General features: G+C 60.9%; 13 protein-coding genes and 1 tRNA gene. 10 read left to right on the top strand and 4 right to left on the bottom strand.

Going from position 1 to position 16298, the window contains the following annotated elements:
- Positions 1–48: 48 nt before the first annotated feature.
- On the top strand, positions 49–2316 hold the full coding sequence (locus tag NCG91_RS27095; protein ID WP_251351928.1) for an NHL repeat-containing protein: 2268 nt from the start codon (positions 49–51) through the stop codon (positions 2314–2316).
- Here the strand turns inward: NCG91_RS27095 and NCG91_RS27090 are convergent.
- From NCG91_RS27090 to NCG91_RS27075, 4 genes are all read right to left on the bottom strand, one after another.
- Entirely contained in the window at positions 2313–3056 is a 744-nt protein-coding gene (locus NCG91_RS27090) for a DUF72 domain-containing protein (protein WP_251351927.1), read from the bottom strand. The genes NCG91_RS27095 and NCG91_RS27090 overlap by 4 nt on opposite strands.
- Before the next feature lie 69 nt (positions 3057–3125).
- Positions 3126–3881 (bottom strand): UDP-2,3-diacylglucosamine diphosphatase, encoded by a 756-nt coding sequence (locus NCG91_RS27085; protein ID WP_099664683.1) that lies wholly within the window; start codon positions 3879–3881, stop codon positions 3126–3128.
- Positions 3882–3967: 86 nt separating this feature from the next.
- Positions 3968–4459, bottom strand: a complete 492-nt coding sequence (locus NCG91_RS27080; protein ID WP_070221314.1) for a peptidylprolyl isomerase — start codon at positions 4457–4459, stop codon at positions 3968–3970.
- Positions 4460–4532: 73 nt separating this feature from the next.
- Entirely contained in the window at positions 4533–5162 is a 630-nt protein-coding gene (locus NCG91_RS27075) for a peptidylprolyl isomerase (protein WP_099664682.1), read from the bottom strand.
- Positions 5163–5441: 279 nt separating this feature from the next.
- Here NCG91_RS27075 and cysS point away from each other — a divergent pair, with 279 nt between their 5' ends.
- The 9 genes from cysS (at position 5442) to NCG91_RS27030 (ending at position 16255) form a co-directional block, all read left to right on the top strand.
- Entirely contained in the window at positions 5442–6839 is a 1398-nt protein-coding gene (gene cysS, locus NCG91_RS27070; RefSeq protein ID WP_251351926.1) for a cysteine--tRNA ligase, read from the top strand.
- Entirely contained in the window at positions 6836–7549 is a 714-nt protein-coding gene (locus tag NCG91_RS27065; RefSeq protein WP_435526525.1) for a DNA-3-methyladenine glycosylase family protein, read from the top strand. The genes cysS and NCG91_RS27065 overlap by 4 nt, the downstream gene beginning before the upstream one ends.
- A 54-nt stretch (positions 7550–7603) precedes the next feature.
- Positions 7604–8578, top strand: a complete 975-nt coding sequence (locus NCG91_RS27060) for an acetyl-CoA carboxylase carboxyltransferase subunit alpha (protein WP_034756951.1) — start codon at positions 7604–7606, stop codon at positions 8576–8578.
- 100 nt (positions 8579–8678) lie between these two features.
- Complete coding sequence (gene tilS, locus NCG91_RS27055; protein WP_251351925.1) at positions 8679–10097, top strand: tRNA lysidine(34) synthetase TilS; 1419 nt, start codon at positions 8679–8681, stop codon at positions 10095–10097.
- A gap of 196 nt (positions 10098–10293) precedes the next feature.
- On the top strand, positions 10294–11541 hold the full coding sequence (locus tag NCG91_RS27050) for an aspartate kinase (RefSeq protein WP_099664679.1): 1248 nt from the start codon (positions 10294–10296) through the stop codon (positions 11539–11541).
- Positions 11542–11651: 110 nt separating this feature from the next.
- A tRNA-Ser gene (locus NCG91_RS27045) sits at positions 11652–11744 on the top strand.
- A 338-nt stretch (positions 11745–12082) separates the two neighbouring features.
- Entirely contained in the window at positions 12083–14128 is a 2046-nt protein-coding gene (locus tag NCG91_RS27040; RefSeq protein ID WP_251351924.1) for a multicopper oxidase family protein, read from the top strand.
- Positions 14129–14195: 67 nt separating this feature from the next.
- Positions 14196–15899: a tyrosinase family protein gene (locus NCG91_RS27035; RefSeq protein WP_251351923.1), complete on the top strand. Its 1704-nt coding sequence runs from the start codon at positions 14196–14198 to the stop codon at positions 15897–15899.
- Positions 15896–16255 carry a hypothetical protein gene (locus NCG91_RS27030; RefSeq protein WP_251351922.1) on the top strand — a complete coding sequence of 120 codons (360 nt, stop codon included), beginning with the start codon at positions 15896–15898 and terminating at the stop codon, positions 16253–16255. The genes NCG91_RS27035 and NCG91_RS27030 overlap by 4 nt, the downstream gene beginning before the upstream one ends.
- Positions 16256–16298: the final 43 nt, after the last annotated feature.

Here is a 16298-nt window from a genome sequence, read left to right as displayed (position 1 = left end):
TTGAAAAAATTATTTGATAGCTTCTGGCGAATATCGTCGCCACTTACCATGAAAGCAGCAATGATCAATCGATATGACGAGTTGCAAAACCTGTTCAGACGCGCCAGCTGTGGCATCGCCCTGCTGGCCGGACTGAGCGCTTGCGGCGGCGGTTCCAGCGGTGGCACGGCCATGCCCGTAGCACCTGTCGAAACGCCACGATACCTGCTGGGAGGCACGGTCAGCGGCTTGCTGCCAGGCGCCAGCGTCGTGCTGGCAAACGGCGCGGATAAAGTAACCGTTACGGCCAACGGTGCGTTCAGTTTTGCCGGCAAGCTGGCGGCGGGCGCCAGTTATGAAGGCAAGGTCGACAGCGCCTCCGAGGGGCTGGGCTGCAGCATCGCGCAAGGCGCGGCGACCATGGGCAACGCGGATGTCAATACCCTGGCCGTGCGTTGCCTGCCGGTCGTGCTGGCAGGGGTGCAGGAGAAAATCCAAAAAATGGCAGGGATGGTCCGCGATGCCGCTGGTAACTACTATATCGCCGATGCGGGCAATCAGGTCATCCATAAAATGGGAATTGACGGCAGCTTGAGCGTGTATGCGGGCGTGATGGGCAAGCGCGGCGTGGATGACGGCCCGGTGTCGAGCGCCACGTTTTCCTTCATCGAGGGTTCCCGTCTGGCAATTGATCGCCAGGCGAATCTCTATGTGAGTGACTACTGTCACGCCGTGCTGCGCAAGATCACGCCGGCCGGCGTGGTTAGTACGGTTGCTGGCCAGCGGCGCAGCAGTTGTGAGGTTGATGATCTTGAGCCGGCGTCTGCGTATGTAGATGGGCAGAAAGAGCAAGCCCGCTTTGGCTTGCCTGGCAGTCTGGCCATCGATGTGAATGGCGATGTGCTGCTGGTCGATATGCATAAAAATGCCATACGTCGCGTCGCTGCGAACGGCGTGGTCAGCACCCTGGCGTGGACATTTGCTCCCATGCCTGAAGTCAGCAGCGACTTTCAACGAGTGGGCCGACTTGCGCTTGATTCCGCTGGCAGCGTTTATTTTGCGGATGCCACGGGTTCTTATCTATTCCGCATCCAGAATGGCATGGCGGTCAAGGTGGCGGGGAACCGCTCGCAGAATTCTTCTGTCGACGGTATCGGTGGCGCTGCCAGCTTTTTCCGCATTCGCGGCATGCAGTTCAACCGCGATGACGAGTTATTGCTGGCCGACGGCGGCAGCATCCGGAAAGTGCAGGCAGACGGCAAGGTGACGACCTTGCTCGGTGCTGCCATGCCTGATGCGAACGGTCAGGCACCAGGCTTCAAACAGCTCACTGAAATGGTGCTGGAGCCTTCCGGTGCCATGGTCGTATATGACCTGGGCCGGCATATGCTGCGCAGGCTGGATCAGGATGGAAAGCTGTCGACCCTGCCGGCCTTGCCGGGACATATCGGCCTCGTCGATGGTAGTGGTGCTGCCACCCGCTTGACGTTGGGCTACGCGAGAGCCGTCGTGGCCGATAGCGCGGGGAATGTCTACCTGGCCGATGATGTCAACAAGGTCATCCGTCGCGTGACGGCCGATGGTCTGGTCAGTACCTTTGCGGGTATTGCGGGAAAAGACGGCGGGGTCGATGGCGGGCGTGGCACCGCGACCCTGGAGGGGCCGGTGGCCATGGCGTTCGACAAGGAAGGCAACCTGTATTTTGCTGACCAGTTCCATGGGCAGCCTCGGCTCGTGTTGCGCAAGATTAACAAGCAGGGCGAGGTATCCAGTATTGATTATTTGCCAATTTCGCATGGCACGCGCTTCGCGCTGGCGATCGACCAGCAAAACAATATTTATTGGGTGCACAATGCTGGCAATGGTATCTACCGGCGCCCTCCGGGCGGCGAGTTTGCGCTGTTTATGCCGTACGAGAATGCCATGAAGGCACTGAATGGAAAGACCGGCACGCGCGACTATATTTCAGCCGCCAGTCTGGCCGTCGACCGCCGCGGAGCGCTCTACTTTGAAGATGTCCAGCATCATGTGATCTTCAAGGTGGCCCAGAATGGGGATGTCAGCCATTTTGCCGGCACTTCCTTGCGGAGCGATGGAAAGGATGGTCCGCCGGGAACCGGAAGTCTGATGGCTAGTGACTATTTTCCATTGGCAATAGATGCCAACGACAGTCTGTACACGGGGAGCCAGGACGCGCTACGCAGAATTGACACCGCCGGTGTAATTTCTACGCCGCAACTAGGCTGGGGTTCTCCTGTACTGAGCACTTTCGCCATTGGCAATGGCGTGCTGTATGGTTTTACCGCGCAGGCTGTGATCCAGGCACCCTTGCCCTAGGGAAGCAATTGCGCGGCTGCTGCATCCATCAGCCGCGCCTGCAATTCCAGCGCATTGAACAGGGCGGCTCCGGCCGCCGTGTTGTCGAAGATGCACCAGTTGTCCGCCTGTGTTTGTGCGTGCAATTCAGCGGCCAGCGCCGCCAGGTAGTCGGCCGGGTAGTCGGAATAGTATATTTTCGGGCTGCCGTGCAGGCGCAGGTAGGCCACTTCCGTCGTCGGCACGTGCGGCCCCGGCTGGCCGGCGGGTGGATCGGCGCGCACGCGCGTGATGCGCTGCGTGGCCAACAGTTCGGTGGATTCCGCCGCGAACCAGCTTGGGTGGCGCGCCTCGCAAGCGAGCATGCCGCCGAAGCGCTGGCGCAGCGCCTGAAAAAACTGCGCGGCCACGTCCGCCTCGAAACGCAGGCTGGGCGGCAATTGCACCAGCACGCAGCCCAATTTATTTCCCAGTTGCGTGACTTCTCCCGCAAAGCGATCCAGTTCGGCCGCACAGTTGCGCAAGCGCCGTTCGTGCGTGATGCTGCGCGGCAATTTCACGCTGAAGCGGAAGTGCTCGGGTGTGCTGGCGGCCCAACGCGCGTAAGTGGCGCTCTGGTGCGAGCGGTAGAAAGAGCTGTTGATTTCCGCGCAGGGCAAGACCTGGGCATAGCGCTGCAGGTGGCTGCCATCGAGGGGGAAGTGGCTGGCGGCGGCGCTGGACAGGCTCCAGCCGGCCGTGCCGACGTAATGAGTATGCATGCTGCGATTACAGCAAGGCCAGGCGGGTTCGGCTATCGGAAAAACGCCCGTGCGGCGGTAGGCGACCGCCTAGTCGATGATGTCGCCGTTCAAGTCATGGCGCGTGATGTTGCCGCGCGCATCGATGGCGATCCAGCCGCCGCGCGGCTGTTGTGGCGGCGTCACGTCGCATTCCCAGTCGGGCAAGACATAGCGCAAGGTTTCGTCAACTTTATGCAGGGCGGGGCGGTGCGTATGGCCGTGGATCATGACGGTGCTCGCGTGTTCGGCAAATACTTGCGCTACGGCATCGGGCGTGACATCCATGATGTCCATGGTTTTTTCGCCATTGTGCTCGCGGCTGCTTTTGCGCAAGCCGTCGATGATTGCCTTGCGCTGCGCCAGCGGCATGGACAGGAACTGTTTTTGCCAGGCAGGCTGGCGCACCATGGCGCGAAACTCCATGTATTGGACGTCTTTCGTGCATTCGGCGTCGCCATGCAGCAAGACGATGCGCCGGCCGGCAAGCGTGGCCACGTGCGGTTCGCTGAGCAGGGTGGCGCCGGCGGCGGCGGCAAAGCCGGAGCCGACAAGAAAGTCGCGGTTGCCGGCGATCCAGTAGACGTGCACGCCCGCATCGCTGACGGCGCGGATGGCGGCCGTCATGCGCGCATTGAACGGGTCTTCCAGGTCATCGTCGCCAGCCCAGTATTCGAACAGGTCGCCTAATAGATACAGCGCTTGCGCATATTGCGCATGGTGTTCCAGGAAAGAAAGAAACGCCGCGCTGGTGCGCGGGTGCGAGCTCTGCAGATGCAGGTCGGAAATAAAGAGTGCGGCAGGCATTGTCATCGTTCAACGCTCCCAAAAAGTGATGTACATGGAGAGGCGCAAACGCTGCAATGCCTGTTAGTCATGGTGCAGTGGCCGAATTAAACTGCTTCGACTTTTTCGATGATGACATCGGTGACTGGCACATCGGCGAACATGCCGGCGCGCGAGGTTTTCACGGCGCGGATGGCGTCGACGACTTCCTTGCCGTCGGTGACTTTACCGAACACGGCGTAGCCCCAGCCGTCCTGGCCTGGGTAGTCGAGGAAGCTGTTGTTCTTGATGTTGATGAAGAACTGGGCCGATGCCGAGTGCGGATCCGACGTGCGGGCCATGGCCAGCGTGTACGTATCGTTTTTCAGGCCGTTCTTGGCTTCGTTTTCCACGGTGGTGTCGGCTGGCTTCTGTTTCATGCCTGGCTCGAAACCGCCGCCCTGGATCATGAAGCCGTCGATGACGCGGTGGAAAATCGTGTTGTCGTAGTGGCCGGCTTGCATGTAGGCCAGGAAGTTGGCAACCGTTTTCGGCGCTTTCTCGGCGTCCAGTTCAGCGGTGATCTTGCCCAGATTGGTGGTGATGATGACGGAGGTCATGATGATCCTTAATAAATTGGATGAATAATTGATTCAGCGGCGCCAGGCAGGCGGGCACCGCAAAAACGCTATTTTACAGTTTTGCGGGCGCTGTCTTGAGTAAAGTCGCCGATTCGATCACCACGGGGGTGACGGGCACGTTCTGGTGCGGGCCCTTGTCCGCCACGGGTACGGCCTTGATCTTGTCGACCACGTCCATGCCGCTGACGACTTTGCCGAACACCGTGTAGCCGAAACCGTCGCGGCCAGGGTAGTCGAGCGGGCCGTTGTCGTTGACGTTGATAAAGAATTGCGCGGTGGCCGAATGCGGGTCGCCCGTGCGCGCCATGGCGATGCTGTAGGTCACGTTCTGCAAGCCGTTTTGCGCTTCGTTCTTGATCGGCGCTTTCGTCGGTTTCTGCTTCATGTTCTTGTCGAAGCCGCCGCCCTGTATCATGAAGCCATCGATGACGCGGTGAAATACGGTGCCCTTGTAGTAACCGCTGTTGACGTACTGCAGGAAATTGGCCACGCTTTTCGGTGCTTTTTCCTGGTCCAGTTCCAGCACGATCTCGCCCATGCTGGTTTTCAGGGCCACGTGCGGCGTTGGGTCGACGGCGGTCGCCGGAGCGGCTGCCACGACGGCACTGCCCAGGGTCAGGCCGGCAAACAGGGTGCAAAAGCGGGCCAGGAAAGACAGGCGTTTCGATTTGATTTCTTGCATGAAGGCGTCCTTGATCGTTATTTTTCTTTAAACTTGCTTTAATTGTAAAGAAGTGAAAATTCGGTTGAACATCGTAAAAACCTGATTCATATCGGGCCAGTATGGTTTTTATCAATGTTATACTTGACCGCTAACGCCCTAATTCTAACAAACAAGAACAACAATATAGCGGGTCGTACAGTCTTCGGCGCACACGGCAGTTCTGTGGCGCGGCACCCCCGGTGTCCGCGCCTGTCTGTCGTTTTGCCAGGCTGGCGACCGCTCCACTTGCAAAGCACGATGAGCAATCTAAAGATTTACAACACCCTGGCTCGCGAGAAGCAGGTATTCGTCCCGATGGAAGCGGGCAAGGTTCGCATGTACGTGTGCGGCATGACCATCTACGATTATTGCCATATCGGCCATGCGCGCATGATGATGGCGTTCGACGTCATTTACCGCTGGCTGAAGGCGTCCGGCTTCGACGTCACCTATGTGCGCAACATTACGGACATCGACGACAAGATCATCCGCCGCGCCGTGGAAAACGGCGAGACGATTTCCCAGCTGACGACGCGTTTCACCCAGTACATGGATGAAGACACGGCCGCGCTGGGCATTTTGACGCCCGACCACACGCCGCGCGCCACGGAATACGTGCCGCAGATGCTGCGCCTGATCGAACAGCTGGAAGCCAAAGATTTGGCTTACCAGGGTGCGGATGGCGATGTGAACTATGCCGTGCGCAATTTCCCCCACTATGGCAAGCTGTCGGGCAAGTCGCTCGACGACCTGCGCGCGGGCGAGCGTGTCGACGTCAACACGGGCAAGCGCGATCCGCTCGACTTCGTGCTGTGGAAGTCGTCGAAAGAGTCGGAGCCGGAAGAAGTCAAATGGGATTCGAAGTGGGGCAAGGGCCGCCCGGGCTGGCATATCGAGTGCTCGGCCATGTCATGCGCCTTGCTCGGTGAACAATTCGACATCCACGGCGGCGGCGCGGACTTGCAATTCCCGCACCACGAAAACGAGATCGCCCAATCCGAAGGCGCGTTCGGCCATACCAGCGTCAATTACTGGATACATAACGGTTTCGTGCGCCTGGACAATGAAAAAATGTCCAAGTCGCTGGGCAACTTCTTCACCATCCGCGAAGTGCTGCAAAAATTCGATGCCGAAGTGATCCGCTTCTTCATCCTGCGCGCGCACTACCGCAGCCCCCTGAATTATTCGGACGTGCACCTCGATGACGCGCGCCTGTCCCTGACCCGTTTGTACACGGCGCTGGCCGACGTGGCGGTGGAAGAGGGCGCCATCGACTGGAACGAAGCCCATGCCGTGCGCGTGCGCGAAGCGATGGATGACGATTTCAACACGCCGCTGGCCGTGGCCGCCCTGTTCGACCTGGCAACGGAAGTCAACAAGAGCAAGTCGCCGGCCCTGGCGCGTCAATTGAAGGGCCTGGCGGGCGTGTTCGGCTTGCTCGAGCGCACGCCGCAACAATTCCTGCAAGCAACCGTCGGCGCCGCTGACGGTGGCCAGGATGAGGCGGCCGGCATCGAAGCGGCCATCGCGGCGCGCAGCGCGGCGAAAAAGGCGCGCGACTTTGCCCAGTCCGACAAGATCCGCGCCGAATTGTTGGCTGCGGGCATCATTCTTGAAGACAAGCCTGACGGCTCGACCAACTGGCGCCGCGCATGATGCCAACGTCCAGGGAAAACGGGGAAGCCCCGGTGGCGGCGCAGGTGATCCAGGTGCCGCATTACTGGGAAGAGGCGAAGATCGAGCTGATGAAGCGCGACCGCATCATGAAAAAGCTCATCCCGCAATTTGGCGACCTGCACCTGGTCGGCCATAGCGACCCGTTTACCACCCTGGCCCGTTCGCTGGTGGGGCAGCAGATCACGCCCAAGGCGGCGGATGCTGCCTGGAAAAAGCTGCTGCTGGCTTGCCCGAAATGCACGCCTTCGCAAGTATTGAAGGCAGGCGCCGAGCAACTGTCCGCCTGCGGTTTGTCCAAACGCAAGACCGAATACATCCTCGACCTGGCCGACCATTTCAAGGCCAAGCGCGTGCACGCGAGCCAGTGGGACCAGATGGATGACGAAGCCGTCATCGCCGAACTGGTGCAAATCCGCGGCATCGGCCGCTGGACAGCCGAGATGTTTCTGATATTTAATCTGCTCCGGCCGAATGTCTTGCCGCTCGACGACCCCGGTTTGATCCAGGGCATCAGCGTTAATTATTTCTCCGGCGAACCAGTTTCCCGCAGCGATGCGCGCGAAGTTTCCGCCAATTGGGAACCGTGGCGCACCGTGGCGACGTGGTATTTGTGGCGCAGTCTCGACCCTGCAGCCACCCCTGCCGCATCCGATACAGCCCCCGGCGCACCAGCCGGTACGGTAAAATAAACATAGATGACGCCGCGCGCCCTGGCGCCGTGGCCGGTAAAACCTGGAGGTACAATGACTAAAACGACTTTCCTCAATTTTGAACAGCCGATCGCGGAACTCGATTCCAAGATCGAAGAGTTGCGCTTCGTGCAAGACGATTCGGCCGTCGACATCTCGGAAGAGATCGACCGCCTGGCCAAGAAGAGCCAGCAACTGACCAAGGATATCTACGCCAAGCTGACCCCTTGGCAAGTGGCGCAGATCGCGCGCCACCCGCAGCGCCCCTACACCATGGATTACGTGAATGAAATCTTTACCGATTTCCACGAATTGCATGGCGACCGCAGCTACGCGGACGACCTGTCCGTCGTCGGCGGCCTGGCCCGCTTCAACGGCCAGCCGTGCATGGTCATCGGCCATCAAAAGGGCCGCGACACGAAAGAGCGCGCCATGCGCAATTTCGGCATGCCGAAGCCGGAAGGCTACCGCAAGGCCATGCGCCTGATGAAAGTGGCTGAAAAGTTCAACTTGCCTATCTTTACCTTCGTCGACACGCCAGGCGCCTTCCCCGGCATCGACGCGGAAGAGCGCGGCCAGTCGGAAGCCATCGGCCACAACCTGTACGTGATGGCGGAACTCAAGGTGCCGCTGATCGCCACCATCATCGGTGAAGGCGGTTCCGGCGGCGCGCTGGCCATCGCCGTGGGCGACGCCGTGCTGATGCTGCAATACTCGACGTATGCCGTGATCTCGCCGGAAGGCTGCGCCTCGATCCTGTGGAAGAGCGCCGAGCGCGCCTCCGACGCGGCCGAAGCGCTGGGCCTGACGGCGCACCGCCTGAAAGCCATGGGCCTGATCGACAAGATCATCAACGAACCGCTGGGCGGCGCCCACCGCGATCCGAAACAGATGGCGACCTTGCTGAAACGCGCACTGGCCGACACCCTGCGCCAGTTCCACGGCATGAAAACCAAGGACTTGCTGGCCGCGCGCCATGAAAAACTGCTGAGCTACGGCAAGTTCAAGGAAACCACGCCGAGCGAGTAAACCATCGCCGGCGCAGGCCGGCAGCAAGAACACCAGGGACAGGCAGTCAAGCGACATTACTCGTTTGGCCACCTGTCCCTCTTTGCATTCCAGGAGTCTTATGAAAAAGCAACAAAACGCCACCGTCGCCGACATCTTCGCCAGCGCGCTGGCAACTTGCGGACCGCAAGCCGGCGAAGCGGTCGGCATCGCCCTCAGCGGCGGCCTCGATTCCTCGGCCCTGCTGCACCTGGCGCATGCCTGGGCGCAAGAGCACGGCGTGGCCCTGCACGCGTTCCACGTGCACCATGGCCTGAGCCCGAACGCGGATGCGTGGCTGGCCCACTGCGGGCAGTTGTGCGCCGGCATGGGCATCGCTTTCGAGGCACGCAAGGTCACGCTGGAAAAGAATGCGAAGACGGGCACGGAAGAGGCGGCCCGCAAGCGCCGTTACGCGGCCCTGGGCGAACTGTGCGCCGCGCACGGCGTGCGCCTGCTGCTGACGGCGCACCACCAGGATGACCAGGCTGAAACGGTGTTGCTGCAGTTGCTGCGCGGCTCCGGCACGGCGGGCTTGTCCGGCATGGATGGCGCCAACAGCGCGCCCGAGCTGCTGGGCAATCCTGACCTGGTGATGGCGCGTCCGCTGCTGCCCGTGTCGCGCAGGCAACTGGAGGCGTACGTGGCGAAACACGCGATTGCGCACATCCACGACGAGTCGAACGACGATCCGCGCTTCGCCCGCAATGCCTTGCGGCACCAGGTGATGCCCGTGCTGGCGCAGGCGTTTCCCGGTTTCCAGGAGCGCTTCGCCCGCAGCGCCCAGCACGCGCAATCGGCGCAGCGCCTGTTGACGGAACTGGCGACGCAGGACCTGGCCGCCTGTCTCGACGGCGACTGCATCGAGCTGGCGAAATTGCGCGCGCTGAGCGCGGACCGCTGCTACAACCTGCTGCGCCACTGGTTCGGCACGCGCGGCTTGCGCATGCCGTCGACGGCGTGGCTGGCGGAAATGCTGGCGCAGCTGCTGGAGGCGCGGCCCGATGCGCAATTGCTGGTCACGCATCCCGAATGCCACGTGCGGCGCCACCGCGACCGTCTGTACCTGACGCCGAAACTCGACGACCTGGCCGGCATGCGCGAGCGTGACGATGCGGGCATTCCCGGCCTGGAAAAAGCCAGCCAGGAGTTTGCATGGAAAGGCGAGGCCAGCCTGGCGTTTCCCGCATATGGCGGCGTGCTGCATTTCGATGCGGTGGACGAGGGCGGGCAGGGCATCGATATTGCCTGGTTGCAATCTCAAACCTTGACGATCGATTTCCGCCAGGGTGGCGAGCGCCTGAAGCTGGCCTTGAACCGTCCCACCAAGAGCTTGAAATACCATTACCAGGCGTTTGACGTGCCCGCCTGGGAGCGCGAACGCCTGCCCCTTGTCTGTGCGGCGCAACAATTGCTGTTCGCGGCTGGTATTGGCCTCGATTGCCATTGCCTGAGCCTGCTGGATCGTCCCCGCGTCGCCTTGCGCTGGGTCTCCTGCTGAGCGTAAGGGCAGCCGCCACGGCCACTCCCGGGGTGGCTGCCAAGCGGCTGCTCAAGCCAGCTGGACTGCATGGATTGGTTATTTCCATATACGCAATCGGTATGAGCTAATGCGCTTTTTAGCTTGTTATTTTGCATTGCGGCATGTAGAGTAAAGCCCTCCTTTTTTATTCTTCTTGAGCGGAAACTTCACTCTTATGGCTTTAATCGTCCACAAATATGGCGGTACGTCGATGGGCTCGACTGACCGTATCAAGAATGTCGCCAAGCGCGTTGCCAAGTGGCACGACGCCGGGCATCAAATCGTGGTGGTGCCATCCGCCATGTCGGGCGAAACCAACCGCCTGATTGGACTGGCCAAGGAAATCATGGATCAACCCGATCCCCGTGAACTTGACATGATCGCCTCGACAGGCGAACAAGTGTCCGTCGGCCTATTGTCGATGGCACTGCTGGCGATCGGCAAACAAGCCGTATCCTATGCTGGCTGGCAGGTCGCGATCAAGACCGATTCCGCCTTTACCAAGGCACGCATCCAGTCGATCGATGACGAAAAAGTCAAACGCGACCTCGATGCAGGCAAGATTGTCATCATTACCGGTTTCCAGGGCGTCGACGAACACGACAACATCGCGACCCTGGGCCGCGGCGGTTCGGACACCTCGGCCGTGGCGATCGCCGCCGCCATGCAGGCGGCCGAATGCCTGATCTTCACGGACGTCGACGGCGTCTACACGACCGACCCGCGCGTGGTCTCCGAGGCGCGCCGCCTGAAGACCATCACCTTTGAAGAAATGCTGGAACTGGCTTCGCTGGGTTCCAAAGTGCTGCAGACGCGCTCGGTGGAATTTGCCGGCAACTACCGTGTTCCCACGCGCGTGCTGTCGTCGCTGACCGACCCGATGTTGCCGCTGGAAATAGAAGCCAATTCAGGCACCCTGATTTCGTTTGAGGAAGATACAAACATGGAACAAGCAGTCATCTCCGGCATCGCCTTCAACCGCGATGAAGCCAAAATCACCGTGCTCGGCGTGCCCGACCGCCCAGGCGTGGCGTACCACATCCTGGGACCGGTAGCGGACGCGAACATCGAAGTCGACATGATCATACAGAATCAGTCGGTAGACGGTAAAACGGACTTCACCTTCACCGTCTCGCGCGGTGAATACACGCGCGCGTTGGCCGTGCTGGAAGCGAACCGCGAATCGCTGGGCGCGGCCAGCATCACGGGCGACGCGAAAGTGTCGAAACTGTCCGTCGTCGGCGTGGGCATGCGCAGTCATGTCGGCGTCGCATCGCAAATGTTCCGCACCTTGTCGGAAGAGGGCATCAACATCATGATGATCTCCACTTCCGAGATCAAGATCTCCGTGCTGATCGATGAAAAGTACATGGAACTGGCCGTGCGCGCGCTGCATAAAGCGTTCGAGCTGGAAAAAGCTTAAATATCCAAAAATATTGCCCCACGCCCTTGACCAAAGGGGGGGCAATCGATATTATGACGTTCGTCGCTGCAGCGCAGTTAGCTACAGAGACATAGTTGAGTAATCAGCTAGGAGACGTGGCCGAGTGGCCGAAGGCACATCCCTGCTAAGGATGCATACGGCTTATACCTGTATCGTGGGTTCGAATCCCACCGTCTCCGCCAGAATCAAATAAAAAAGCCTCCCCTGCGGGAGGCTTTTTTATTTGTCTGGACGGAACGGTGGAATTCGAAGGGCTGGGCCGTGCCGGCCCAGCCCTCTCCGAATCGCCCAACCACCGCGCTCCGCGCGGGCCGTTGGCCGCGCAGCGGCCAACGCCGTCCCCCCATCTCAGGCTCCAGCAGCCAGCTCGCCCGTCGGCCCCAGTTACCTCAGCAATAAATACAACAAGTGACTTAGTGTGAGTATTGACTCTTTGTCATTATGGATAATGGCAATGTTATTAATAAAAATACGCATGCCCCGCCATGCTTCCATTGTCCAGTCCAATCGAGGAGTTGTCATGTCCCACCGCCTTCCCCGCAGGTATGTGTCGCTGTGCCTGGCCGCCATGCCGTTCGCTTGCAGTGCCGCCTTCGCCGCGGAAAGCACGGTCAATCTGAATGTCGACCTGAACCTGCAGTCCGTGCCCAAACTCGAGCTGCGCCTGCTGCAGGAGCCGCCGAAGCTGAAGGCGCGCGCCAGGCCCGCCAACCGCGCGGCGAGCAAGCGCGACGAGTACGAGAAAGCGTACGACCTGTACATCCGCTATGCCAACGGCAGCATCTATAACCCGACCACGGCCAAGCATGACAAGGTGCGCCTGCGTTCCTACCAGCAGACGGACGGCCTGGCGCTCGATGGACGCGACGAGAATGCGGCCACCTTCATGGCGCCCACCGTGGTGATGGCGCCGGGGCAAACCGTGCGCTTCAAGCTGCATAACCAGTTGCCGGCGCTGCCGGACGAGCAGTGCGCGACGAGCGATATCAATGCAGCGCGTCCGCTTGGCTGCTTCAACGATACCAATCTGCACTCGCATGGTCTGTGGGTCTCGCCCTCGGGCAATAGCGACAACGTGTTGATATCGATCAAGCCTGGCGTGGATTTCGAGTACGAATACAATATTCCCATCGACCATCCGGCCGGCACGTTCTGGTATCACCCGCACCAGCATGGCGCGACGGCGATGCAGGTCGCCAGCGGCATGGCTGGCGCGCTGGTGGTCGAAGGCGACCGTTATCCGAGTGCCACGGCGAATGGCGACCTCGATGTGATACTGAAGCCATTCCAGCCCGACGACGGCAGCGGCAGCGCCGGCGAGGTGATGCTGCTGCAGCAAATTCCCTATGACTGCCCCAGCAACAGCCTGACGCCGACGACGCCGTGCGCCACGGACGGGGTAGGCGTGCTGGAGGATTTCGGTCAGGTCAACGATCCGAATGCCTGGCTGAAGTCGGGCCGCTATACCTCCGTCAACGGCAAGGTGCAGCCGGTGCTGAAGATGAAGACGCAGCGCCTGTACCGCTGGCGCATGATCGACACGGGTTTTCAGGCAACCGTGGTGCTGCGCATCCGCCGCGCGAACGATCCGCAAAAGCTGTTCAAGGCGCTGGGCGTGGCCAACCAGGACAAGGACGTGATGGAGCTATGCGATGGCGAGGACGTCACGCAGTTCGAGGTGGCCAGCGACGGCTTGACGCACGACAGGATCATCCCCAAGACCTTGAACTACCTGCAGCCGGGCTACCGCAGCGATATCCTGTTCTCGCTGCCGAAAGCCGGCGCCTATTGCGTATATGCGGAAACCAACGTCAACAACATGACGACGATGCATGACGTCAACAACACGCGCCTGATCGGCGTGATCGCCGCCAGGACCAACGCCAAGGCATCCGCACGCGTCAGGTCGGGCGAATCGCCGCGCGATTTCCTGCTGGCCGAGTTGCGCAATGCCGTCCAGAGCCTGCCCGGCGCCCAGTTGCCCGATAGCGTCAAGAGCACGATCCTTGGCGACCTGGAGAATGGTCTCAAGCTCGGCAAGTTCGTCCCGCATGCGGGCTTCAGCGCGGCGGCAAAGGACGCGATGCGCGGCAAGAAGAAGGAGTATGTGACCTTCAATATCGCCAAGTTGGGCGGCAAGGCCCGCTTCATGGTGGAAGGCAAGCCGGAAGACTCGCCGATACCCGAGCTGAAGTATGTCTATGACCCGCACCGCGTCGACCACACGCTGGTGCTGGGCACCGAGCAGATCTGGGAGCTCGCTTCGAAGAATGGCAGCCACCCCTTCCATATCCACGTCAACCCCTTCCAGATCATCGGCATTAGCCGCACCGACGGCGGCGCGGTCGATGCGCAATACAAGGACCTGATCGGCACGTGGAAAGACACCTTGCTGGTGATCGAAAAGCACAAGATCGAGATCGCCACGCGTTACCAGCGCTACATCGGCGAATACGTGCTGCATTGCCACATCCTCGAACATGAAGACCAGGGCATGATGCAAAACGTCAAGGTGGTACTGCCGGATGGCAAGGGCGGCGGCGACGCGGGCGGACACGGACACTGACCGTTCCTGGCGGCAGCGCGTCCGGCGCGCTTCCGCCTTTCCCAACCTGTCTTTGGAGCAACTGCCCATGTTACGCATGAAAACTTCCATCCTTCCCCTCCTGGCCGGCTTGCTGTGCGCGGGTGTCTGCACCGCGGTACAGGCGCAGGCTGGCGTATCTTGCCGCCCGGAATTGCAGGCCCAGGCGGAGCCGGGCGGTGCGCGCGTCGTGCGCTACCGCAAGAATATCGATGAGCTGACCCCGGCCGAGCTTGACGCCTTCAAGCATGCGGTGAGCGAGATGAAACGCAAGAGCCAGGAAAACGTGTATGACCGGCGCGGCTTCCTGTGGCAAGCCTGGGTGCATAACTGTACCTCCGTCGACGTCTTCAATGACCGCCAGGCGGCCTTGCCCGGCGACAGGCTGAAGCAGTTGCTGGGCGACCCGACGCGCAACAGCTGCGACATTGCTTATTTCATCGACAAGGTGGCGACCGAGGACAATGCCCACGAGGAATTCCCGGGCGAGTGCGAGCACCAGAAGAACACCTTTTTGCAATGGCACCGGGCGCAGCTGTACTTTTATGAGCAAGCCCTGCAGGCGGCCGACCCGAACGGCGAACGGGGCCCCAGCACGCGCAACGTCGCGCTGCCGTACTGGAACTTCACCCGCAAGCCTTCCGGCGTGCGCTATCCGAAAGCCTTCGAGGATGTCGATTCGCCGCTGTACGATGCCACGCGCAAGAGGGAGGGGCTCGACAGCTCGCTGGCCACGGCTTCCCCCAACTTGCTGGCCTACCAGATCTACTACATGGATTGGGCCGATTTTGGCGGCGACGAATACGGCAGCCTGGGCGGCGGCAATCTGGAGACGAAGATCCACAATCACATGCACGCCACCTACATGGGCGGCAATATGGGCGACAACGTCACGGCCGGCCTCGATCCGCTGTTCTATGCCTTCCATAATTTCCTCGATTACAGTTTCGAGAAGTGGCTGGACGAGCATGGCGACGCCGGCATACGCGGCAGCGGGCGCACGGCGTTCATGCGCAGCGAGCAGGACGCCAGCTTGACACGGCCCGTCGGCTGGAGCGCCGGCAGCGGCGATGCCCAGCGCAGCGATTCGGGCGACTACACGGCCAACATGGGCCAGGCGGTGCTGTACTTCGACACCCTCCGGCAAGGCTATGGCTTCCAGCCGCGCTATGGCGGCGAATTTGCCCGCAAGAAGGATATCCAGGCCTTGATCGACCGGCACCAGCAGGCGGGGTTTGTATTCGGCGACAACCAGAAAAGCCTGTTCGCCGCCCTGCTCAGCGACGATGCGGCCGATGGCGCGGTCGCCAGGCCCGACCTCACCGTCACCAGCGCCTACACGATCCCGGCGCGGCGGGTGGCCAGCGACAAGCGGGCGAACATGGTGCTGGACCGCGCGCATGCGGACGAGGACTACAGTTTTCAGGCCGATATCTACCTGTATCCCGCCAAGGTGACTGCGCGCATCGGCGACAAGGCGTTCCGCGACCGCTACCTGGTCACCAGCACCAGCCACTGGGCCCTGTCCGGCGCCCACCAGCATGATAAATATGTCATCGAAACGGATATCACCGGCATCGTCGACAGCCTGGTTCCCAAGAAGCGCAGGCAGGCCTGGCGCATCACGGCGGCCATCACCACGAATGACAAGGGCCGCGGCCTGATACGGCAAGGCGATTTTTCCACGCCCGTGATCCAGGTCGTCGACCGCCGCAAACCTGCCGAACCCACGTATGAGGAGAGCAAGCCATGAACGAACGGACCAGCTTCAAGCGCGATGTGCAGGGCCTGTTTTCCCGCTACGTGGCCGACATGAACAAGATCAAGCTGTCGAACCCCGAGTCGACGGGCGTGCAGCGGCTGTACCTGAATGACTATGCGAGCGTGAAGGCGTTTGCCTGGCAAATCCAGGTGGCCATCCACGGTTACGACTATGACAGCCGCAACGCAAAATGGCGGGTGGACGCCGGGCACCGCCTGCGCGCGCCGGGAGGGCGGGAAGGCGAGTATGTCATGTCCGCGCCGCATCCGATGCCGCCCGACGGGCCGATGCCGCAGGAAGGCATCGATATCTTCGACCAGTGGGTCAGGGACGGCATGCAGCCGTGACTCTCAGGCCAACCGGCACAGACACCCTTGATGATCAGGAGTT

It is taken from the genome of Janthinobacterium kumbetense, from assembly GCF_023703445.1.
In the GTDB taxonomy this organism is placed as follows: Bacteria; Pseudomonadota; Gammaproteobacteria; order Burkholderiales; family Burkholderiaceae_D; genus Janthinobacterium; species Janthinobacterium kumbetense.
The sequence above is the reverse complement of the archived record's forward strand: the minus strand, read 5'-3'. Positions and strand labels throughout refer to the sequence as shown.